The sequence below is a fragment of the Prosthecobacter sp. genome, assembly GCF_020439865.1.
Classification (GTDB): domain Bacteria; phylum Verrucomicrobiota; class Verrucomicrobiia; order Verrucomicrobiales; family Verrucomicrobiaceae; genus Prosthecobacter.
Genome location: NZ_JAGRPF010000079.1, coordinates 105741 through 126918 on the forward strand (window position 1 = coordinate 105741; position 21178 = coordinate 126918).

At 60.4% G+C, this 21178-nt stretch carries 22 protein-coding genes; 8 read left to right on the forward strand and 14 right to left on the reverse strand.

All coding sequences use genetic code 11. The features are described 5' to 3' along the window. Positions 1-20 precede the first annotated feature (20 nt). Positions 21-989: a tRNA lysidine(34) synthetase TilS gene (gene tilS, locus KDL09_RS09020; RefSeq protein ID WP_294384076.1), complete on the forward strand. Its 969-nt coding sequence runs from the start codon at positions 21-23 to the stop codon at positions 987-989. Here tilS and KDL09_RS09025 read toward each other — a convergent pair whose 3' ends face one another. Genes KDL09_RS09025 through KDL09_RS09035 form a run of 3 tightly spaced genes read right to left on the reverse strand, consistent with a single transcriptional unit; the run spans position 990 to position 4125 of the window. Then, positions 990-2225: a DUF1015 family protein gene (locus tag KDL09_RS09025; protein WP_294384078.1), complete on the reverse strand. Its 1236-nt coding sequence runs from the start codon at positions 2223-2225 to the stop codon at positions 990-992. A gap of 30 nt (positions 2226-2255) precedes the next feature. Then, a complete protein-coding gene (locus KDL09_RS09030; protein WP_294384079.1) occupies positions 2256-3731 on the reverse strand; it encodes a CbiX/SirB N-terminal domain-containing protein in 1476 nt (491 codons plus the stop codon). Positions 3732-3747: 16 nt separating this feature from the next. Further along, positions 3748-4125, reverse strand: coding sequence for a DUF721 domain-containing protein (locus KDL09_RS09035; RefSeq protein WP_294384080.1), 378 nt, complete (start codon positions 4123-4125; stop codon positions 3748-3750). 103 nt (positions 4126-4228) lie between these two features. Between KDL09_RS09035 and KDL09_RS09040 the strand changes: the two genes are divergently transcribed. Further along, entirely contained in the window at positions 4229-5356 is a 1128-nt protein-coding gene (locus KDL09_RS09040) for an Lrp/AsnC family transcriptional regulator (protein ID WP_294384081.1), read from the forward strand. A 96-nt stretch (positions 5357-5452) separates the two neighbouring features. Here the strand turns inward: KDL09_RS09040 and KDL09_RS09045 are convergent, their stop codons facing one another. The 4 genes from KDL09_RS09045 to KDL09_RS09060 form a co-directional block, all read right to left on the reverse strand. Next, positions 5453-6622 (reverse strand): hypothetical protein, encoded by a 1170-nt coding sequence (locus KDL09_RS09045; RefSeq protein WP_294384084.1) that lies wholly within the window; start codon positions 6620-6622, stop codon positions 5453-5455. A gap of 81 nt (positions 6623-6703) precedes the next feature. Next, complete coding sequence (locus KDL09_RS09050; protein WP_294384086.1) at positions 6704-7483, reverse strand: FkbM family methyltransferase; 780 nt, start codon at positions 7481-7483, stop codon at positions 6704-6706. Positions 7484-7573: 90 nt separating this feature from the next. Next, the gene (locus KDL09_RS09055) at positions 7574-8437 is read right to left on the reverse strand and encodes a sugar phosphate isomerase/epimerase family protein (RefSeq protein WP_294384088.1); all 864 of its coding nucleotides are present in this window, start codon (positions 8435-8437) and stop codon (positions 7574-7576) included. Positions 8438-8555: 118 nt separating this feature from the next. Next, positions 8556-9179 (reverse strand): hypothetical protein, encoded by a 624-nt coding sequence (locus tag KDL09_RS09060; protein ID WP_294384090.1) that lies wholly within the window; start codon positions 9177-9179, stop codon positions 8556-8558. 124 nt (positions 9180-9303) lie between these two features. Between KDL09_RS09060 and KDL09_RS09065 the strand changes: the two genes are divergently transcribed. The 5 genes from KDL09_RS09065 (at position 9304) to KDL09_RS09085 (ending at position 12757) form a co-directional block, all read left to right on the forward strand. After that, positions 9304-9912 (forward strand): PEP-CTERM sorting domain-containing protein, encoded by a 609-nt coding sequence (locus tag KDL09_RS09065; protein ID WP_294384091.1) that lies wholly within the window; start codon positions 9304-9306, stop codon positions 9910-9912. A gap of 54 nt (positions 9913-9966) precedes the next feature. Further along, positions 9967-11019: an NUDIX domain-containing protein gene (locus KDL09_RS09070; RefSeq protein ID WP_294384092.1), complete on the forward strand. Its 1053-nt coding sequence runs from the start codon at positions 9967-9969 to the stop codon at positions 11017-11019. 7 nt (positions 11020-11026) lie between these two features. Beyond that, the gene (locus KDL09_RS09075) at positions 11027-11383 is read left to right on the forward strand and encodes a dihydroneopterin aldolase (RefSeq protein WP_294384093.1); all 357 of its coding nucleotides are present in this window, start codon (positions 11027-11029) and stop codon (positions 11381-11383) included. A gap of 98 nt (positions 11384-11481) precedes the next feature. Continuing rightward, complete coding sequence (locus KDL09_RS09080) at positions 11482-11796, forward strand: hypothetical protein (protein WP_294384094.1); 315 nt, start codon at positions 11482-11484, stop codon at positions 11794-11796. 40 nt (positions 11797-11836) lie between these two features. Further along, positions 11837-12757: a peptidylprolyl isomerase gene (locus tag KDL09_RS09085; RefSeq protein WP_294384095.1), complete on the forward strand. Its 921-nt coding sequence runs from the start codon at positions 11837-11839 to the stop codon at positions 12755-12757. Between the two features lie 35 nt (positions 12758-12792). Here the strand turns inward: KDL09_RS09085 and KDL09_RS09090 are convergent, their stop codons facing one another. After that, positions 12793-14313 carry a PQQ-binding-like beta-propeller repeat protein gene (locus tag KDL09_RS09090; RefSeq protein ID WP_294384096.1) on the reverse strand — a complete coding sequence of 507 codons (1521 nt, stop codon included), beginning with the start codon at positions 14311-14313 and terminating at the stop codon, positions 12793-12795. 102 nt (positions 14314-14415) lie between these two features. Here KDL09_RS09090 and KDL09_RS09095 point away from each other — a divergent pair, with 102 nt between their 5' ends. Further along, positions 14416-15423 (forward strand): ThuA domain-containing protein, encoded by a 1008-nt coding sequence (locus KDL09_RS09095; RefSeq protein ID WP_294384097.1) that lies wholly within the window; start codon positions 14416-14418, stop codon positions 15421-15423. Between the two features lie 28 nt (positions 15424-15451). Here the strand turns inward: KDL09_RS09095 and KDL09_RS09100 are convergent, their stop codons facing one another. The 6 genes from KDL09_RS09100 to KDL09_RS09125 form a co-directional block, all read right to left on the reverse strand. Further along, positions 15452-16228: a transporter substrate-binding domain-containing protein gene (locus KDL09_RS09100; RefSeq protein WP_294384098.1), complete on the reverse strand. Its 777-nt coding sequence runs from the start codon at positions 16226-16228 to the stop codon at positions 15452-15454. 8 nt (positions 16229-16236) lie between these two features. Continuing rightward, positions 16237-18189, reverse strand: a complete 1953-nt coding sequence (locus tag KDL09_RS09105; protein WP_294384099.1) for an NAD(+) synthase — start codon at positions 18187-18189, stop codon at positions 16237-16239. A gap of 43 nt (positions 18190-18232) precedes the next feature. Beyond that, positions 18233-18652, reverse strand: coding sequence for a thiol-disulfide oxidoreductase DCC family protein (locus tag KDL09_RS09110; protein WP_294384100.1), 420 nt, complete (start codon positions 18650-18652; stop codon positions 18233-18235). A 2-nt stretch (positions 18653-18654) separates the two neighbouring features. Continuing rightward, positions 18655-19305 carry a DUF1361 domain-containing protein gene (locus KDL09_RS09115; RefSeq protein ID WP_294384101.1) on the reverse strand — a complete coding sequence of 217 codons (651 nt, stop codon included), beginning with the start codon at positions 19303-19305 and terminating at the stop codon, positions 18655-18657. Between the two features lie 150 nt (positions 19306-19455). Next, the gene (gene rlmN / locus KDL09_RS09120) at positions 19456-20526 is read right to left on the reverse strand and encodes a 23S rRNA (adenine(2503)-C(2))-methyltransferase RlmN (RefSeq protein WP_294384102.1); all 1071 of its coding nucleotides are present in this window, start codon (positions 20524-20526) and stop codon (positions 19456-19458) included. A 17-nt stretch (positions 20527-20543) separates the two neighbouring features. After that, on the reverse strand, positions 20544-21161 hold the full coding sequence (locus KDL09_RS09125; RefSeq protein ID WP_294384103.1) for an MBL fold metallo-hydrolase: 618 nt from the start codon (positions 21159-21161) through the stop codon (positions 20544-20546). Between the last annotated feature and the right edge of the window lie 17 nt (positions 21162-21178).

Consider the following 21178-nt stretch of genomic DNA (forward strand, 5'->3'; position numbering starts at 1 on the left):
CTGCTTCACTCCTCATCTGCATGCCACAAGCTCCGATCGCCCTCGCCATCCCCTCCGCCTGTGAACCGACCGAACCGGTCCTTCTGGCGATTTCCGGGGGGCGGGATTCGGTGGCGCTGCTGCATTTGATGCGGGAGGCGGGATTCACGAATCTTATCCTCTGCCACCTGAACCACGGCCTGCGCGGCATGGAATCGACGGGAGACGCGGCCTTTGTGCGGCGTCTGGCGAAGAAACACGAGCTGAAATGCGAGATCGAGGAGGTGGATGTGGCCGCGCTGGCGGAAAAACGCCGCATCTCGACCGAAACGGCGGCACGCGAGGCCCGGCATGCGTTTCTGCTGCGCATGGCCGAGAAGCACGACGTCTGGGTCGTGCTGGTGGCCCATCATGCAGAGGATCAGGCGGAGACGATTCTGGCAAACCTGTGCCGCGGCACAGGTCTGGCCGGTCTGGCGGGCATGCATGCGGTACAGCGGCTGGATTCCGGCCTGCACCTCGTTCGTCCCATGCTGCAGGTGCGACGCAGTGAGATCGACGCGTATTTGAGATCCAAGCGCCTGAAGTTTCGCGAGGATTCGAGCAATCAGTCGCTGAAACATCGACGCAACCGTCTGCGGCATGAGGCCCTGCCGTTGCTCAATGACATTTTCGCCCGCGACGTCGTGCCGCAGGTGGTCCGGCTGGGATCGCTGGCCGAACAGGATGACGACTGCCTGCAGCGTCAGGCCTTTGCGTTCTTAACTGCTCCCTTGGCAGTGAATGAGGATCGCTCTCTGTCCATCACCAAGGAGCTGCTCGCCCTTCATCCCGCCGTTCTGTCGCGTGTGTTCGCACTTTGGTTTCGCGAAGTGATGGAGCTGCCGGGCATCGAGAATGACGACATTGAAGCCGCGATGTCGATGCTCGCACCTGATGGCGCAGCCAAGATCAATCTGCCTCACGACAAGCACCTGCGCCGCAAGGCGAAGAAGCTGTGGGTGGAGTGATCAGCCCTCCAGCGTGTTGATGAACAAACCGGAGCGCAGCTTCGGCTCAAACCACGTGCTTTTCGGTGGCATGATCTGGCCGACATCGGAGATGGCCATGAGCTGGCTGACGGTGGTCGGGAACATGGAGAAGGCCACGGTGTGCTCCTTGGTGTTCACGAGTTTTTCCAGCTCCGCCGTGCCACGGATGCCGCCGATGAAATCGATGCGCTTGCTGGTGCGCGGATCGTCGATGCCGAGGATCGGCTTGAGCAGGCGGTCCTGCAGGATGCTGACATCAAGCTGGTCGATCGGGCTGGCATCCTTGGCCGGTTCCCAGGTCAGCTCATACCACTGGTCCTTGAGATACATGCAGCACTGGCCTGGCTTCGTGGGAGATTTCAGCGTGGTGGGCTTGATCGTGAAGACTTCGCCGACCTTCTTGAGGAACTCCTCGCGGTCGTTGCAGTTCAGGTCCTTCACCGCACGGTTATAAGGCAGGATTTTGAGCTCGTTGCCGGGGAAGAGCACGCAGAGGAACCAGTTGTAGTTTTCCTCGCCGGTGTGGTTCGGATTGGCTTTGCGGCGGAGCTGGCTCACGCGGAAGGCGCTGGCGGCGCGGTGATGGCCGTCGGCCACGTAGGCGCAGGGCACCTGGCTTTCGAACAGGCTGGTCAATGACACACAGAGACCGAGCGAGAGACGCCAGACCTGATGACGCACGCCGTCGGGCGCATTGATATCATAGATGGGCCGTTCGGCCTTCATGAAGCTCTCAATCAAGGCGCTGATGCCGGCACGTTCGCGGTAGGTGAGGAAAATGGGGCCGGTGTTCGCGTCGAGCGTGTCCACGAGGTTGGTGCGGTCGTCCTCTTTGTCCTGACGCGTCTTCTCGTGCTTCTTGATGATGTCCTTCTCGTAGTCCTCGGTGTGGCAGACGGTGACGAGCCCGGTCTGGCTGTGGCCGGCGATGGTCTGGCGGTAGAGATACATCGTGGGCTTTGCCTCGCGGACGAGTACGCCCTCTTTCTGCATGCGCAGGAAGCTTTCCTTGGCCTTGGCATAGACCGGGGCGGAATACGGATCGATTTCAGGATCGAGGTCGATCTCGGCGCGGTCCACATGCAGCAGGCTGTTGGGCTTGCCTTTGGCCAGGGCGGCGGCTTCTTCACGATTCACCACGTCGTAGGGAACGGCGGCGACTTCGGGGGCGAATTTCGGGGCGGGAACGAGACCTTTGAATGTGCGGATGCGCATGGGGCGGGATAAGATGGCGGGGGAGGCTTGTCAATCCGCACTCTTGGGCTGATTCGCCTCATGATTCTGACGGGCGATCTTGCGTGCGGCGGAGACGACATGCGTGCAGGCCTCGATGCAGAGCAGGGGAATCGCGTTCGGGGCGTGATTCGGCTGCGTTTTGGACGCGGCTTCGTTCGCCATCGGCTGCGTGGAGGTGAGCGGCCAGAGAATGCGGCGGAGGCATTTTTCATTGGCGCAGCATTTTCCGATCATCGCATGCGCCTGCTCGTCGGTGATGGTGTTCGCAAAGCGATACATGCCGGTCTGGCGGCCGAGCATTTCGCGCAGCGGCACGGCGGCGAGTTTTTCCCGTTCCAGCGCACGCGCCATGCCGATGGCGGCGGGGTAGAAGAAATCGAGGGCCAGGCGCAGTTCGTCGAGGTCGGTGAGATCAAGCCGCCAGCCACGATTCAAGGTCGGCGCGGAATGCAGCGGGCGGAAGGTGCCGCTGGCATCGTTGCGGGCAATGAAGAGGGCGTCATGCGCCTCGTGGTGGACTTGCAGGTCCTCTTTGCCACGATCGGCAATGTGGCAGAGCGAGTAGGAGCCATCGGCGTTGGTGGTGATGACGATCTCGCCGATCTCATCGAGGCCTGAGTTCAACCAGAAGGCCAGGGACGACTTCACCTCGTCATTCGGCATTCCGATCTTGTCAGTCACCTGATGCTTCGCGTCGAAATCGTTCACCTGATCGAGAATCACGTCCGCCATGAGCGGTTCAGTGCCGATTGCGCCGCTGTAATACACCTGGCGGCCCTGAAGCTCGTGAGGGTTCTGGTGGAAGACGCCGATCTCGCTGAGCGCGGCTCCCACTTCTTCGCGCATGCCGAGCAGCACCGGGATGTCCTGAAAGCTGTGCAGGCCGTCGGCGATGAAGAACGGCACGACGACGACGTTCGGTGCAGTGGTGAGCTTTGCCCACTCGGCGACGAATGGCGCCTCCTCCATGTAAGCGTCGATCACTTCGGCAAAGCCGTAGTGCCCGGCGCGAATGAGCGCCACCTGATCCTGAATGGCCTTGGTGGAGTTCTCGTTCAGGCTCGTGCCATGGCCGACGATGACGAGGCTGGTCTGATCCCGTGGCACATGCGGCGCCACTTCATCGGCACGCTGAATGAGCAGTCGCGTCATGTTCGGGTGAATGCCCACCGGATCGCAGTAATGGATCGTTTTGCCATCGCGATGCGTGGTCGGGCCGTCGAGGCGCAGTTCGCGCGGCAGCACCTGCTGGCAGAAGTAGCCTTCGCTGATGAAGTTCGGCACGATGTAGATGACGTCGCTGTCCACCATCTCATAGACCTCGCGCATGTTCGGCTCCTCCTTCCAAAAGCAGCAGACGACCTCACGGAACAGGCCGCGGCGACGGATCGAGTCGGCGTGCAGGTGCGTGGGAGAGCTGGAGTCCGGATTCGTGGTGGAACCGTGACCGACGATGATGAGGGCGGCGTGTGAGTGGGATTTCAATGGAATGATTTATTCGTCAGCCGTGGCGGAAGCGGACGTCTCTAATTTTGGCGGCCGGCAGCTTTTCCTGCAGGCGTTTGAGGATCTTGCCCTTCTCCTGCATCAGCGCGTGATGGGCGGTGGGCTGCATGAGGCGCACGGTCAGTACGCCTCGTTCAAAGGTATCCGGGCGCGTCATGCGAAACAGCATGGCGCCGACGATCTCCTCCCACGCGGCCAGGATGTCCTCCAGTTTCACGCGGTTGGCCATGCCGGCCTTCGCCATGATTTGAGCGGCGAGGTCGCCCACCTTGAGCGTCGGCAGGTCCATCAGCGGCCCGTCCTCCACACCGCGCCATGCGGCGATGAGGTTGTGGCGCCTGCGCATGGCGGCCGTGGGCTTGCGGTTGTTCATGGGGGCATGCTAGACCGCAATGGGCGGGTGCTAAATCGCAAATTTCAAATCTCGCATTCCTCCCCATGCCCGCTAAGGGTCTCATCCCCCGATTTCAGCCATCATGTCCGACGTTACCCTCCCCACCGACCACACCGATCCCGTCAACGCCCAGATCCTCTCCGTCAGCGAGGACCGGGTGAAGGGCTTCCATCAGCATCCCTTCCAGTTCATCGCGCAGGAGAGCGGCGTGCCCTTTGACACCGTGGTGGAGCGCATCCGCGCCATGCTCGCCGCCGGCGTCATCCGCCGCGTGCGCCAAACCCTGCTGGCCAACAAACTTGCCGAGGGTGCGCTCGTCGCCTGGAAGCTCCCCGTGGACAAGCTCGACGCCGCCTTCGACTTCCTCTTCAAACAAGACCCCTTCAGCGGCCATGTCGTGCTGCGCAGCACTGACCGCGAGGTCAGCGGCAGTGATTTCCGTCTGTGGACCACGCTCAAGGTCCCGCAGGATCGCAACATCAACGACCACTGCGACGTCCTGAAGCGTCTCATCGGCGCCGACGACTACTACACCATGCAGGCCCACGGCATCTTCGCCCTCGGCGTCGGCCACGTCCGTCGCAAGACGATGGAGCCCGGTGAAAAGGCCGACGAACCGGCCAAGATGATGACCACGAACATCGCCGACCTCGACGCGGAGGAGTGGAATGTGCTGCTCAATCTCAAAGGCGATCTCAAGCCCGAGGAAATCGGCCCCGAGCCGTGGGCTGGCCGCGCCAAGGATGCGGGCGTCACTTTGGAGAAGTTCTGCGAAGTCGCCAAGCGGCTCGATGAGAAAGGCGTGATTGGTCGCTTCTCCACCTTCCTCGAGCACGTCAAACCAAGCGCCACCGGCCAGCGCGTCACCCGCTTCAATGCCCTCTTCCACTGGAAAGTGCCGAAGGGCATGGAAGAACGCGCCGGCGGTGAAGTCGGACGTCATCCCATCATGACGCATGCTTACTGGCGTGAAGGCGGCGAGCGCTTTGCCAACGTCAACATCATGGGCGTCATCCACGGCACCGACAAGGACACCGTCCTCGCTCACAAGGCCGCCATCGACAAGCACCTCGTCGAGACGGGCATCCCGGTCGAGTACACCAACGTCTTCTGGGGGGGGCGGAGTGAGATCAAACCCAGCGAAATCTCCCCGATCGTGTTCAAGGAATGGCACGCCAAATGGAAAGACGTGGCCGGTCCGGTGGTGTGAATCGGGGAGGAGAGCTTTTTGCTCAACGTCTCGATTTCCGGGGGACTATGTTTTTGAAGCACTTCGGTTCCGTTCGACAGTGTCATCGCATCCGTGTCACCCGCCGACGCAGCGCAGGATGAGGTTTACGAGGGGCGGCGGCACAAACCAGCGGGAGCGTTCGAGCACCTTGCCGGTCTTGGGCTGGGAATAGGTGCTGGATTTGCTGGGGCTCTTCTTCTTCGGGCGACTTTGCGTCGGAGTTTCGGGATCGGTGGGATCGACGAGCAGCGTGTCCACCACGATGCTGGCGGTGGGAGTGCTGGGAGGGGTGACCTGATGGCGGATGGCGTAGTAGGCGGCGCCTTTGCTGGTGCCGGAGACAAAGTTGTACGTGTGGTAGCCGGTGCTGTCGGGCTCGTTCGTGACACGCGTACGGGAACTGGAATCGACGAGGAGGACGCTGACAACTTGATCGTCGTGGTCGGTGATGAGGCAGAGGTGATCATAACCACCGGGGAAAATGCCGGAAAAGTCATGCGAACGGAAAGAGTCAAAGGGGAGGCCGGCGGTGACAACCTTGGACTGGGAGCATTGCAGGCCTTCGAGCTTCAGCAGCTTCTTGACCGTGTTCAACTGCGTGAGGAAGGGGATGCCGGGATACACTTCGAGCGCAGCATCGGCGGCGGTAGATTCGCTGGCAGAGCCTAGTGTGCCGAAGAGTCTGGCGAGATCTTTGCGCGTCATTTCGCCGCTGCGCTGCGGAGTGTTCCAGCCCGTGGCGAGCCGGACGTTCACGGTGGCCGAGATGGGCTTTTCCGTCTTGGGGGCGGCCGCCGCCGCGGGCATTGGCGTGGCTGCGTCGGGTGTGGACGAATTGGCGGTGGTTGCGGGAGGCGTCGGTGCAGGGGCGCTGTCGGCTGAGATGGTGAGTTTGATTTGTTCCGGTTTGCTGATGAGAATTTGCGGCTTCTTGCTCGCATCTCGAGAGAGCGTGATGCGGCCGGTGAGGGAGACTTCCTTGCCTTCGTACTGTTTCACATCGCCCACATCGGCCTGTTTGCTGACGAAGATGACCCCCGCGAAAGTGTGCTGCGGGAAGTTGCCGCCGAGATTCACATACGTCGTGCCTGTCTTGGAGGTGGAAACACCGAAGACTTTGCCGGTGACCGAGGCTTCCTCGCCGATGTGATTCGCTGCCTCCGAGTCGGGGTAAACCGGCGGCTGCTGGGCTGTGGCTGTCAGGACGCCGAGGGCACAAGCGAGAGTGATGAGTTTCAAGTTCATACCGTCTTGGATGGCAAGCTGAACACTCGGCTTAAGTAAGTCAATCCTTTTGCCTTGCTTGTTTTTCCGCGGTTCCCGGTATCAGTCGATGCGCGTGGCCCAGATCATTCCGGTCCTGTTCAGGAGATGGTGCAGCCATTTCTTTTTGACCTGAAATGAGAAGCCGCACTCTTCGAGGCAGTGTTCGATCCTGCGAAGGCTATGACCGGGATGAAACAGGTGAAACTCCAGCATGATCCGCTTGAAGCGTCGCAGCACGTGGCGGCTGGTGTGCTCGAGGATGGCATACTCGCCGCCTTCGCAGTCCATCTTCAGGAGATCGCATTGATCGAGTTTTTCGCTCGTCATGATTTCCTCGATCGATCTGCATGGGACACGGCAGATGTGCAGCTGCTTCCGAGCTTGTCTGATGTTTTGGATTGCCAGCATCAGATGCATGAATGTGGAGGGCTGGAACTGATGGGAACGGTTTAATCCCGCGAACCGGCGGTCTTCAATCAGTTCCAAGGTGCTGGACGGCGGCCCCGCCGCGCAGCGATGAAGACGAACGTTGGTGATGCCGTTTTGTGCGAGGCTGTATTCGAAGCTGTCCGCAGACGAGGTGGGTTCCACGCAGATCATTCTCCCGCTGGGGATCTGTGGGGCCGCCCAGTGTGCGAATACTCCAACGTGGGAGCCGAGATCCATGATGGTATCAGTGGGACGGAGGTCGAATCCGGGATGTCGATAAACCTGCGCCTGAAAAATCTCCTCGATGATGCAACCCGCATCTTCGAGGAAGTCGGATGAGCTGAGGTGCAGGCGGGTGCCGTTGGGGAGTCTGATCACCGAATTCTCCTGGGAAGAAAGGACGGCGGGCATGGATGGAAGCGGGAGAGAACGGCAAAACAAAAATGCCACCCGCTTTTTACAGCGGATGGCATTTGGATCACAAGCCTTGGTTGCGAAAACTTACGCGACGATCGGGTGCAGGTTGTCTTTGCACCACTGACCGTTCTGCTTGGTGACGCCATCAGGGTCATCGACGGCGACGTGGGCTTCGTCTTCGCAGATGATCCAGCCGGAGTAATTGCGGGCGACGAGCCACTCGGTGATTCTGTGGAAGTCGAGCTTGCCGGTGCCCATCTGTGCCCAAGGCTCGGCGCCGTTGCCGGAGAAGTCCTTGTAGTGGATGTGGTTCACGAGGTGCTGCCACTTGTTGAGGGTGGCGATGACGTCCATGCCGCCGCGGATGATGTGGCCGACGTCGGGTGTCCAGCCGGTGACCTTCGGGTCGAGGCTGCTGAGGACGACGTCGTAGTCCTCCTGGGTGCGGACGAGGGAGGCGGGCGGGGAGTTCGGGTGGTAGGAGCAGACGAGGCCGGCGTCGTGCGCACGTTGGGAAACGGCGTTGACATTTTTGGCGACGTTGAGGCGACGCTTTTGCAGATCATTTGTGCGGCCGGAGGGCAGCGTGACGGTGCCGAGCATGGCTCCGGGGAAATGCTTGAGGTAATTGATCGTGAAATCAGCGGCTTCCTTCTCATTCGGAGCCTCGTTGTCGCCATCCCATGCGCAGACGAGCGCGAGTCCGCAGAGCTTCATGTTGTACTGCTGGAGCGTGTCCTTCATCTTAATCGGGTCGATCTGCGGGCCGAGCCAGTACTTGGAGCAGCCGAGGGCGCTCTGGGAGATTTCAAGCACCATCGGCTCGATGCCGGTGAAGCCCGCCTCGGAGGCGACCTTGATCATGTGATCGAGTTTGTTGTCGTAACCTTTGCCCGTGCCCTGCATGAACCAGGTGTAGACTTCGGAGCCGAATTGAATTTTGCCCATGATGTTGAGTGTGGTTGTGGGTTTGCGTTGGAATGAAACAGCGGGCTCGTGGCCAGCAGGGGGCCATTTGAAACGAGCGGCGGCGGACTGTCTAGCGCCAAGTCGCGCTGTCCGCCAATCAGGGATGCTCGGGAGGTGGTGGCAGCGCGGAGGGGATCTCCATGCTGTCACGATGACGCAGATCATGCCAGAGCTCGGATACGACATAGATGCTGTCACGCCGTCGGGTTTTACTCAGAGACAGCGGCATGTGCAGGCGGCCTTTTGAGAGCCCGCCGCGGCGCATGACCACCACTTCGGCGTCTATCACAATGTCGTGCTGTTTTTTGGCATCGAGTCGTATGTAGGGGCCCAGCAGCAGGCTCGCCCGGGTGGTCCCGGCGGTGGCTGTCGGTTTGAACTCGGCTCGGCCTTCAAAGCCGCGTGGTTCCATGGGCGCCTCGAAACCGTCTTTGCTGCTGAGGCGCAGACTTTTGATTTCAAACCACCGCTGATCACTCTCTTTCCCGAAGGCGTGCATCCGCATCTGGTAGGGGCCGACTTCGGCGACGACGGCTCCACCGATCACCATGGCATTGAGGGCGATGCCAGACTCTTTGCCCTGAGGCATGAACTCCGCTCGAAATGCACTGCCGCCCACTTCGGGGGCAGGAGACGTGGCCGCGTATTCGACCCGGGTGGTGAAAAGATGGACGCAGGAAGGAACCAGCAGCAGGCAGAGGAGGGAATTCAGCGGGCGCATGCCGACCAGAATGGAGGTTCGAGCGGTGACGGGCGAGTCCGAAATGGGGGGCCAGAATGTTTGAGTTGGGGTAATGATAAGTAATGTTGACAGTAATAATAATATTTTATATATTTATAATAACATGTTTTCAGTCCGACACTTCATCTTGATCGCGGCCCTCGCATTGCCCTTCGGCACTATGCGGGCCTTGGACTGGAACGAGCTCAACGACGGAGACCTCTCCGGTGACGGCAATGCGCCGACCTTCATTCTTTTCACGGAGGGGGACAACCTGATTGAGGGCACGATGGGAGCCTTGGGTGGGGTAGGTCCGGTGGACGCTGATGTTTGGACGTTCACCATCGCGGCCGGCTACTACCTGACGGGGATCAACTTGGTGAGCTACTCAGCACCCACATCAGGTAATCAGTCCTTCATGGCAATCGACGACGCCAGCACGATCAACATGAGCGACCCCTCCCAGCACCTCAGCAACGGCTTGTGGACCGAAGAATTGGACGGATTTGGCAATACCTATACCAATCTGCTGGCCATTCTGGATGCCGGTCCCGAGTTTGGTGGCACCGGATTCGACGGTCCTTTGGGACCAGGAACTTACACGTTCTGGATTCAGGAAGGCTCCGAGCAAATTCAATACTGCATCGATTTCGTGGTTACTCCCGTGCCGGAGCCCGGAAGCGTCCTGCTGCTGGGGCTGGCGGGAATGCTGGCGTGGCGTCGTCGCCGGTGAATGGCGGTATCGCCGATTGCAAAAAGCTTTCGTCGCAGGTAATGCGCCGCGCGCATGATTCGAAATCTCCTGTTCGACTGGTCGGGCACGCTGGCGGATGACCTGCCCAGTGTCCTGCGTGCCGTGAACGGCATGCTGGGCGCCGCCGGACAGGCGGCGCTGACGTTGGAGGAGTTTAAATCACGTTTTCGGCTGCCCTACACGGAATTCTTCGAGGAGATGCTGCCAGGCGTTTCGCTGGAGCGATTGCAACAGCTTTATCTGGAGCATTTTCCGCATGCACACGAAGGCGTCACCTTGCTTCCCCATGCTGCGGAATTCATTCGTTACTCGGCAGCCTCAGGGCGGCGCATGGTCGTGCTGAGCAGCGCCCCCACGGAGCATGTCGAGGCGCAGGCCCGGGCGCTGGGGGTGCGAGATGCGTTTGAAATCATGCGCTGTGGAGTCATCGACAAGCGATCGGAAATTCTCACGCTGCTCGCCGATCTCGACATGCGCGCCGAGGACACCGCGTTCATCGGAGACATGCGGCATGACATCGAGGCGGGGAAGGCCGCCGGCGTTCTCACAGTTGCCACCTGCACCGGCTACGAGAGTGCCGGGGCGCTTTTGACTGCAGGCCCTGACCTGCTGGTGACAGACTTGTCCCGGCTGCCCCTTTTACTGGGCCGACATGCCGAACAAGTGAACTCAATCCCGGTTTCCACTGTTGGAGCGCTGATTCTAAACAAAGCCGACGAAATGCTGCTGATTCGAACGCACAAATGGAGCCATCGCTGGGGCATTCCGGGCGGCAAAATCAAACGCGGGGAAACCTGCGAGGACGCGCTCGTTCGCGAAATCACCGAGGAGACGGGGCTTGCATTGCGTGACATCGAATTCGTGATGGTTCAGGACTGCATCGAGCCACCCGAGTTCCAGCGTTCCGCGCATTTTCTGCTGCTCAATTACATCGCGCGCTGTGCCGATGAGGGGCCCCGGGTGGTATTGAACGAGGAGGCTCAGGAGTTCCTGTGGCTGCCGCTCGCGGAGGCGCTGCAGATCGAACTGAACATTCCCACGCGGGTGCTCATCGACGAGTGCGTGCGGCGTGGACTTGTGTCATGATCCGCCGATGAACCCGCCTGATGAAATCCGCATCTCCGCCCTGCGCCTAAACACGCACATCGGAGTGCCCGACGATGAACGCGCCGCCAGCCAGACACTGGAGGCAGACATTGCCATTCGGGTCCAGGCGAAGTTCGAGTCGATGCAGGATGAGATCGCTGCCACCATTGATTATGCCGCCGTTGCCGGGCGGCTTCGAGAACTCGCGGACGAACGTCCGCGGAGGCTGATCGAAACGCTTGCAGCGGAGATGGCGGCCTGCGTTCTCAATGAGTTCGGGGCCTCAGGCGTCACGATTGAGTTGCGCAAACGCATCCTCCCAGACACCGATCATGTGGCCGTGCGCCTGGTCCGGGGAAACTGAACGCCACGCGCATCGGGCGGTCGAAGACTTCGATCTTGCCAGTCAAAGCCGACCCGCCTAGTATCGAGGCCGGTTAAGAATTCAATCCTGCCAAAACAATGACATCCCTGCGCCTATTATTAGCGGCCCTGTTCGCCACGACTGCTCTGGTTTCCTGTGGTTCCTTTGAACGTGTTGACGCCCGCTACCCCACTGTTTCGCAGCAGGATGCCTATGATGTGAGCTGGGGGCTGTCTCCGCGCAAGTCACGTGGCAATCCGAAGCTCAAGTATCATTACAATGCCCGGGACGAGTATTCCGCACCGGTGAGCGCCGCTCCATCAGCGCCTGCTGCTCCTGCGCCTGCTCCGGTCGTCTCTCCATCTCCCAGCGCCGCTCCGATCAGCCCGACGATTCCCGCAAACTTGCGCTGATCGATCCTTCTCAATCCCCCCCCTTCAACGCCAACACTACGTGAAGACCCCGCTCCTGACCTGTCTCCTTGCCTTTGGTTTCCATGCCGTGCTGACTGCCCAGCAAATCAAGGCACCCGAGTCACTTCGGCCGAGCACTGCGCCGGCGGTTCCTGCGCCTGACAAGCCCGCGGCGGCGTCCACCGCAGAAATCGAAAGGCTGGCGGAAGAGGCTCAAAAGTCTCTGTTCCAGTCAGTGGACAAGTCGGGTGGCTCCAGCTCTTCGGCCAGTTCTTCGTTTGCCTCCTCCGGTCCCATACGGCTGCCGGCCCAGCGCCCGGAAGACCCCTCGCAGTGGGCGAAGGATTCGGTGCGCAAAATTGCGGTGATGGACATCGCTTTTGGCGGCTCCAAAGAGACTGTCATGATCGAGTTGTATCCGAACGATGCGCCGCAGACCGTGGCCAACTTCATCGATCATTGCGACAGCGGATATTACAATGGTCTGGCCTTCCACCGCGCCATCGAAGGCTTTCTTGTTCAGACGGGGGATCCTTTGACCTCGGACGAGTCGGCACGCGAGAAATGGGGAACCGGTGGTGAGGACAAAACGATTCCTGCCGAGATCAAACGCCCGCATCGCGTTGGTGCCGTGGCCATGGCGCGTCGTGCTGACAAGGTCAATCCACAGCGCCGCTCGAACGGATCTCAGTTCTATGTGGCGCTGGGCAATTACGGAGCGATTGACGGCAAGTACACTGTCTTCGGCCAGGTAGTGTCTGGCTTGGAGACCCTGCAGCGCATCTCCATCATGCCGGTCGACGCCAACGACTGTCCTGTTGCGCGTATCGAGGTGAAGTCCATCAAGGTCATCGAGCAGAAAGGCCCCATGCAGGTTCAACCTGTGGTGGATGGTGAGCGTTACATGAAGCCCAACTCGGCCAGAGGGTTCGTCGGGCGTTTCCTGCACCGCGTCTGGTAGTGGACGGGCATCTGCCCGTGCAACTTGGGTGAGTTTTACCGCGCTGGGATTTCGAAGCACACTGCTTCATGGTCATTGCGCAGGAGCAGCCAGCGTCCCGCGAGCGTCGGCGGATTCCAAGTTTTGGAACTCAGGGCTTCAAGCCGCGCCACTTCCTCAAGCTTCTCGGGATTGGCTTTGACCAGCGCTACGAAGCCTTTTTCCGCCTGCATGAGCATCCACTGGTCACCCACGCGGATCTGCTGGCCGAAACCATAGCGGCCTTCGCGCCAGACACGTTCACCGGTGGCCAGGTCCACGCAGCAAAATGTGCCTTCGTCCACTGCGTAGGCGTGTGTGTCAAAGACGCTTGCGCTGCTAAACTTCGTGCGCGGTGCGCTGCTGCCCCAAAGTGATGCTACGGCGAGTTTGCCATCTGCACCGGCCTTGATCTCCAGCAGATGGGATTTCACGCCGTAGCTGGACGTCACCAGCAGGCGATCGGGGGCAGTCTGCACTGGCTGGGCCACTTTGGGGAACTGCCCCGGCCAGTCAAAGCTCCACAAAACAGTTCCGGTGCCGGGATCATGTCCGGTGACCGAAGCGTTGTTCACGTTCACGATTTGCTCGCGTCCTGCCAGCTTCAGTGCCACGGGCGAACAGTAGCTGCCGCCGTCTTTGCCTGCCTGCCAGACGATCTCCCCGCTTTCTTTGCGATAGGCTGTGAGGGAGGTTCCTCCCACGCCTCCGCTGCAGATCACCAGATCGCTGTTGATGAGCAACGGCGACGAACTTTTACCCCATTGCAGGTTGGTCGAAGCATTGGAGTCCTTGAGTGTTTTCCGGCTCCACTTCACCGCGCCGGTGGTGAGATCCAGGCAATTGAGAAGGTCCATTGCTCCCACGGTGAAGACCGTTCCGTTCGCCACATCCACCGTCGGTGTCGCCCGCGGGCCGATGCCGCCCATAGGTTCGTCAAACCGCACTTCATCGGCATGGGACCACAGCAGTTTACCTGTGGCAATCTCGTAGCATGTCACGCACTCTTCCTTGCCTCGCTGTTCCTGCGTCAGGGCGCGATTTCCGACCACGGCAAAACCCGACCAGCCATCGCCGATTTCAATGCGCCACACCTCGCGCGGCGGATGCGCCTTCCAATCCGTCTGCCAGTTTGGCTCTTTCAGCAGGCCATCGCCGCGGTCGCCCAGAAAGCGTGGCATTTCCGCGACTCCCTCGGGGACCTTGGTCTCGGTCGTGGTTTTTCCTGCGATGCTGTGAAGCTCAGGCAGCGACTCTTTTTTCTGCCAGCGCCAGGCCAGGCTCGGCAACGCCGAACCGTCCGCCGACCCATCGTAGCGGAACAGACTGAAAAAGCCGACGATCCCGGCAATCACGAGAAAGAGCCGTTTGAGGCGTGCTCCTCTCTTATGCAAAGCCCACCACAGCCCCGTGAGCAGCAGCCACAGCGGCAGCAGAATAATCACCGACGCAGCGCGCAAAGTGTGGTTCGTCGTCCAAAGCCATGTGGTGATGCCACCGAGAATCAGTGTGAGGATGAGCGGGAATTTGGGAATCATGGCGGTGAAAGGATGGCATCTTTACGCCGGTTGCCGCTGAAAGGAAATGCTTGGCGTAATTTCCCGTATGTCTCATCCTCCAATCGAGACCTGCCAACCATCATGAAGCCATTTGTCCTTTCATTCCTTGCCACCTGCATCACAGCCTTCTCGCTGCACGCCTCCGATCATGTCGTCTATGAGCCGGCGGGTGAAGCCAAAGGCAAGCACATCGTGCTGCTCTCTGGAGACGAGGAATATCGCAGCGAGGAAGGCATGCCGATGTTGGGCAAGATTCTTAGCCAGCGTCATGGTTTCAAATGCACCGTGCTCTTCAGCCTCGGAGCTGATGGCACCATTGATCCCACGGCTGGCGGCAGTTTGAGCCATCCCGAGGCGCTCGATTCGGCGGACGCCATCGTCATGCTCCTGCGCTTCCGTCATTGGGATGATGCGACGAGCAAGCGATTCGAAGCCGCCATCAACCGCGGAGTGCCGATCATCGCATTGCGCACCAGCACGCATGCCTTCAACGGGTATCCGAAGGACAGCCCGTACGCGGCCTGGAACTTCAACAACAATGGCGGCTGGGGGCGCAAATTCTTGGGAGAAACCTGGGTCAGCCATTGGGGTAAACACAAGGTTGAGGCCACCAAGGGCATCATTGAAGCTGCGAATGCAAACCACCCCGTTCTGCATGGTGTGAGCGATCTCTTCGCCAACACCGATGTCTATGAAGCCGCGCCTCCTGCCGATGCGGTTGTTCTGGTGCGCGGTCAGATTCTTCAAGGTATGACCGCGGACACTCCTCCTGCGAGCTACACGAAAGCGACCGCCGCCAAGGTCGAGCAGGATGTGAACACACCCATGATGCCCGTTGCTTGGGTCCGCGTGGTGAAAAACGATGCGGGAACGGAAAACAAAATCCTCGCCACGACCATGGGCGCCGCCACCGACCTCGCGAACGAAGGGCTTCGCCGTATGGTCGTGAACGGCGTCTTCTGGGGCCTTGGTCTCGCGGTGCCGGAGAAGGCCGATGTGTCGATCGTCGGCGACTACAATCCCACGATGTACGGTTTCAAAGGCAACAAGGCGGGCCTCAAGCCGGATGATTTCGTGTTGGCGAATTGAAACAGCCTGCCAGCCTGGTTGATCGAGCTCACTTCAGCTCAAACACAAACGGCAGGTTCTGCGCCGACATCATCTCCTTCTCCTTCGCCATGTAGCGTTCGGCGAGTTTGGCAAAACTGCCGTCGGCGCGCATGCGGGCGAGGACTTCGTTGACCTTCGCTTTGAGTTCGTCGTCGCCCTGTTTCAAACCGACGGCCCAGACCTCTTCGCGCAGCGGGGCGAGCAGTGCACGGGTCTTTTCCTCGTGCTTGAGCTGGTAGTTCATGATTGAGAGCTGGTCGTAGATCCATGCGTCGACATTTCCGTTCACGACTTCCATCACACAGGAGACATCGGCGTCGAGGGCGGTGATCTTGGCCTCTTTGAGGTTTTCGCGCGCCCAGCTTTCGCCCGTGGTGCCGAGGCGGACGACAATCTTGCGTCCGGGCGTCTTCAAGTCAGCAGCGCTTTGAACGGTGGAACCTTTTGCGGCCAGGATCGAAAGGCCGGTCTTCACATACGGCTCGGAGAAGTCGATCGACTTGCGTCGCTCCGGCGTGGCGGTCATGGCAGAGATCACGAGATCGATGGATCCCGTTCGCAGCGCGGTGATGAGCCCGTCGAAGTTGATGTTTCGAAACTCCACCTCACGTCCGAGAGCCTTGCCGATTTCTCGCCCGACTTCGACATCCACGCCGCTGATCTGGCCATGCTCATCGACGAATTCAAACGGCGGATAGGTCGCATCCGTGCCGATGATGAGCTTGTTGCTGCGCGAGCAGGCGCAGAGAGAGAAAAGCAGACTCAGGGCAAGGAATCGAAGCATGGGAGGAATCAGGAGTTCAAATCGCCGGCGTAGTCGCTGGGCATGCGCCAGTCGCCACGTGGCGAGAGCGCCACGGATCCGACTTTGGGGCCGTCGGGAACGCTGGAGCGCTTGAACTGGTTTTGCGCGAAGCGTTTGAAGAACAACGCGAGCCACTTGGCGATGGTTTCATCGTCGTATTTGCCCACAAAGGCCTGTGCGGCCAGCCAGCGAATCTTCTCCGCACCGCTGCCGTGACGCACGAAGTGGAACAGGAAAAAGTCATGCAACTCATACGGCCCGATCGTGTCCTCGGTCTTCTGCCGCAGCGATGCATCCGCCGCGAGCGGCAGAAGTTCCGGCGTGATCGGTGTGTCGGCGATGTCGCGTAGGATCGCGCCTGCTTTGTCTGCAAACGGGCCTTCCGCGCACCACTCGATGAGATAACGCACGAGCGTCTTCGGCACGCCGGAGTTCACGTGATACATCGACATGTGGTCGCCATTGAAGGTGCACCAGCCCAGCGCCGCCTCGGACAGATCGCCGGTGCCGACGACGATGCCGCCGGTCTTGTTGGCGATGTCCATGAGGATCTGAGTTCGCTCACGTGCTTGCGAGTTTTCGTAGGTCGCGTCTTGCTGGGTCTCCGAGTGTCCGATGTCGGCGAAGTGCTGATGCACTGCCTCGTTGATCGAAATCGTGCGCAGTTCGATGTTTAACGCCTCGGCGAGTTTCTCGGCGTTGCCCTTGGTTCGCGTCGTGGTGCCGAATCCGGGCATCGTGATCGTCAGAGCAGCGCTCTGCGGCATGCCGGCGCGTTTGATCGCTTCCATCATGACCAACAGCGCCAAAGTTGAATCGAGCCCGCCGGACAATCCGAGCACCGCGGTCTTGGCGCGCGCTTGTTTGAGCCTGCGGGCCAGTCCGGTCGCTTGAATCGCGAAAATTTCCTCGCACACCGCTGCGCGATCCACTTTGGCGGACGGTACAAATGGATGCGGCGTGATCGTGCGCAGCAGTTTGTCATCGTTGCCGAGCGCAGAGCCGAGATCGAAGACGATTCGACGAAAGCCGATGCTGCCCGCCTCATCGCGGAACGACGCGCTCTTCAAACGATCATGCGCGAGATGCTGGACGTCGACATCTTTGACCGCTGACCGCGTTTCGAATGCGAAGCGTTCACTCTCGCCGAGAAGAATGCCGTTTTCAGCCACGAGGCAGTGGCCCGAATAGACTACATCGGTGCTCGATTCACCCGCACCCGCGCCAGCATAGACGTAAGCAGCAAGGCAGCGCGCCGATTGCTGCGCGACGAGGTGCCGACGATACGGTGCTTTGCCCAGAACTTCCGTGCTGGCCGATGGATTCGCCAGCAGCGTGGCTCCGGCGAGCGCGAGATGGCTCGACGGCGGGATCACCGTCCACAAGTCCTCACAAATTTCGACGCCGAGCACGATGCCCGGCACATCCAGCGCTTCAAACAGCAATTCGGCGCCGACGGGCACATCTGCACCATTCAAACACACCGTGCTGGCATTCAGCGTGTGTGCAGGCGAGAACCAGCGGCGTTCGTAAAACTCGGACGAGTTCGGCAGAAACGTTTTCGGCACCAAGCCGAGCACGCGGCCCTTTGCCAGCACCGCAGCGACGTTGTAAAGCCGGTCTTGGACGAGCAGCGGCAATCCAACGATCAAAACGGTTGGCAGATCATGCGTCGCCTGCGCCAGTTCGCTCAAACCACGCACTGCCGCGGCCCGCAGCGCCTCGGTATGAAACAAATCGGCGCAGGAATAACCTGTGAGGCTCAGTTCCGGGAAAACGACAAGTCTGCAGCCGCGATGCGCCAGCGATCGTGCTTCTTTGGCAAGGATCGCGACGTTCTTCGAAACATCTCCCAACACCAGTTCTGGCGACACCGACGCCACGCGCACGAAACCAAGTCGTTCGCGAGTGCTGGTCGGGGAAGGGGATTCCTGCTGCATTCGAGAGCTTAGCACGCGGGGTTTGGGGTGCGCGAGAGGGAATTCACTCTGTCACCACCCGTGCCTTCAGTTCCGGCGTCGGCATCATGCAGGCCTCGTCCTTGCCGAACCAGCGGTAGCGGTTGCGAGCGATGAAGTAGTAGGCGGCGTCGCGCATCGCACGCGGCAGCGGTTTGAACATGAGGGCGAGCTTCCATGCACCACCGAGCGTGCGTGCGATTTCGAGAGCGGCGTCGCTGGCCTGGAAGGCTCCGTGAGGTGTGATGAAGAGCATGGCGTTCGGCGATTCGGGATCGAGACCGTGCTGGGTGTAGAGTTCGCGGCCCAGCGGGCTTTGAATCGGCGCGAATTTGATTTTCGCGGTCGGATCACGACGCATGATGAAGCGCACGCTGGCATCGCAAAGATGGCAGACGCCGTCGAAGAGCAGCAGGTGATCGTGGCTGGGATCGTAGTGGGACACGGCTAGTCGATCTTACTCGGGACGGGCCGCGGCGTCGCGGCCGAAATCCAGAACAGGTAGGTGAAGACGAGCAGCGTGCTGAAACCGAGGGTGAAACTCCAGGTGTGGGAATGTTGAAACGGATCGACGAGCCGGGAGATGATGTCTTGAAACAGCCGCTGTGGTCGCTGCAGGATGTCCCAGCTGTTCCAACGCAGGAACCTGCCGAGGTAAACGCCGAAGCCGCTGAGCGCGAGCGTGCCGAGCACGACACACCAGCCGACGAGCCGCGAAAAGCGTTGAGCAAACCAGTGCTGTACGATTTGCAGCGATTGAAAGCCGAACCCGAGCGAAACGAGGCCGAAGGAGAGCAGCATGAGCAGATCCAGCCACTTGGGCACGTTGCCGTTGTGCTCATTGAGATGCATGAGGTCGGTGAGGACGTAGGGCGCGTTCGGGAAGAACAACAGCCAGACGGCGAGCAATGGCAGTGCGAGGCTGAGTCGTGTGATCCGGCTCAAACCGAGGCTGAGGCCGAGGGGAATGGCCGCAAGAAACAGGTTCCAAAGGAGGAAGGCGTAGTAGTGATGTCCGGCGAGAACGAAGCGCGCCTTAAGCACCACGAGGCACCCCAGGCAGGCGAGGAGATTGAGCAGCAGAACGCGGAAGGACATGAGGCTGCTAAGATAGTCGGACAGATGCCACGGCGGCAAGTGAGTGATGCGATTGTGAAGATGAATTCATGGGGACTTCATCAAGGAGAGGCACTTGCCAAGTGCCGGGTGCGGATGACGGGACTTGGCAAGTCCCGCTCCTTGACGTGCTCACGCGGCTTTCCGCCGTGATTGCTTCGCGGCTTTGAGCTGGCCGCAGCCGGCGGCGACGTCGATACCGCGTCGCTGGCGGATGGTGCAGGGGAATCCGGCGTCCTGGAGGATGCGATGAAAGGTGTCGGCGGAGGCGTCGTCGCTTTCGGTGCCGGTGTAGCCTTCGGTGCGGTTCAGCGGGATGAGGTTCACATGCGCATCAAGACCGTGAAGGAGCTCAGCGATGCGTTTCGCATGTTCGGGCGTGTCGTTGACGCCGTGAATGAGTGTCCACGCGAAGAAGATGCGGCGGCCGGTCCGGGCATTGTAGCTGCGGCAGGCGGCGATGAGGTCGGCAAGCGGCCAGCGCTGGTTGGCGGGGATGAGCTTGGCTCGTTCCTCCTCGGTGGCGGCGTGAAGGCTGACGGCGAGGTTGTAGGGCCGGTTTTCCTCCGCCATGCGCAGGATGCCGGGCACGACGCCGACGGTGGAGACGCTGATCTTGCTGGGACCAATGTTCAGGCCGCGGGTGTCGCAAATGATGTCGAGCGCGGTCATCACCGCGTCGTAGTTGTGCAGGGGCTCGCCCATGCCCATGAAAACGAGATTGCGCAGGCCCTTTTCCCCCTTGGTCCGCAGGATGCGCTGAGCATGCAGCACTTGGGCGACGATTTCACCTGGTCGTAGATGCCGGACAAACCCCATCTGTCCCGTGGCGCAGAAGACGCATCCCATCGCGCAACCGGCCTGGGTGCTGACACAGGCGGTGTGGCGGCCGGTGTAGCCCATGATGACAGTTTCGATTTCCTGCGCGTCGGCCATGCGGAGGAGGAATTTGTGTGTCAGGCCATCGCTGCTCGGAGTGTCGGACGAGACGGGTGGCACGTCGAGCATCCAGGAGCCTTCGTGGAGCACTCGAGTGAGCCATTTGCGCAACGGAGGCGCGAGATCTTCGCGGACGAGGGGATCGGCCATCGCACGGAACTGGAGCGTGTTCCAAAGTGTGCCCGCATGCGCCGGACGCAGCCCTTCACTGACCAGCAGCTCGCGGAGCTGGTCGAAGGTCAGGTCATGGAGAGAACGAGTCATGTTGAAAATGACGAATCTCAGGTGAGAAACGGGTTTTCCATCCGCTCGCGGCCAATTTTGGTGTCGTCGCCGTGACCGGGGAAGACGCGGGTCATGTCGGGAAGCAGGAAGAGTTTTTCTTCGATGCCGGTGAGGAGCTGCTGGGTGGAACCGCCGGGAAAGTCGGTGCGCCCTACCCCGTCCAGAAATAGGACATCGCCGTCGAACAGCAGGTTCTGGGCTTCGAGATGAAAGCACAGGCTGTCCGGCGAGTGGCCAGGCACGTGGTAAAGTTTCCATGTCTCCCCAACAGCCTCTAGAGTGTCTTTCCCTTCGAGAATTTCGTCGACCTCGAAATCGGGAACAGAGAAAGGGCTGCCCGTCACCGCTCCGTAAAGACGCTCCAAAGTAAGGTCGTGCGAAAAGGCGACAAAGGCAAAAACCCGGCAACCATGGTCCGCTTTGACCGCTGCGGCGTCCAGAACGTGGTCGAAGTGCTGGTGCGTGAGAAACAGGGCGTCCACCTTCAGGTTTTGCTTCTTGAGCCAGGCAGCAACGCCGTCGGGCGCGTCCACCAGCACGGTGCCGCCGGGCAGGGAAAGGAGGTAGCCGTTGGTGGCGGCGATGCCGCCGGTGTAAGCAAGGATTTCAGGCATGGGGAAGGCGAAAGACG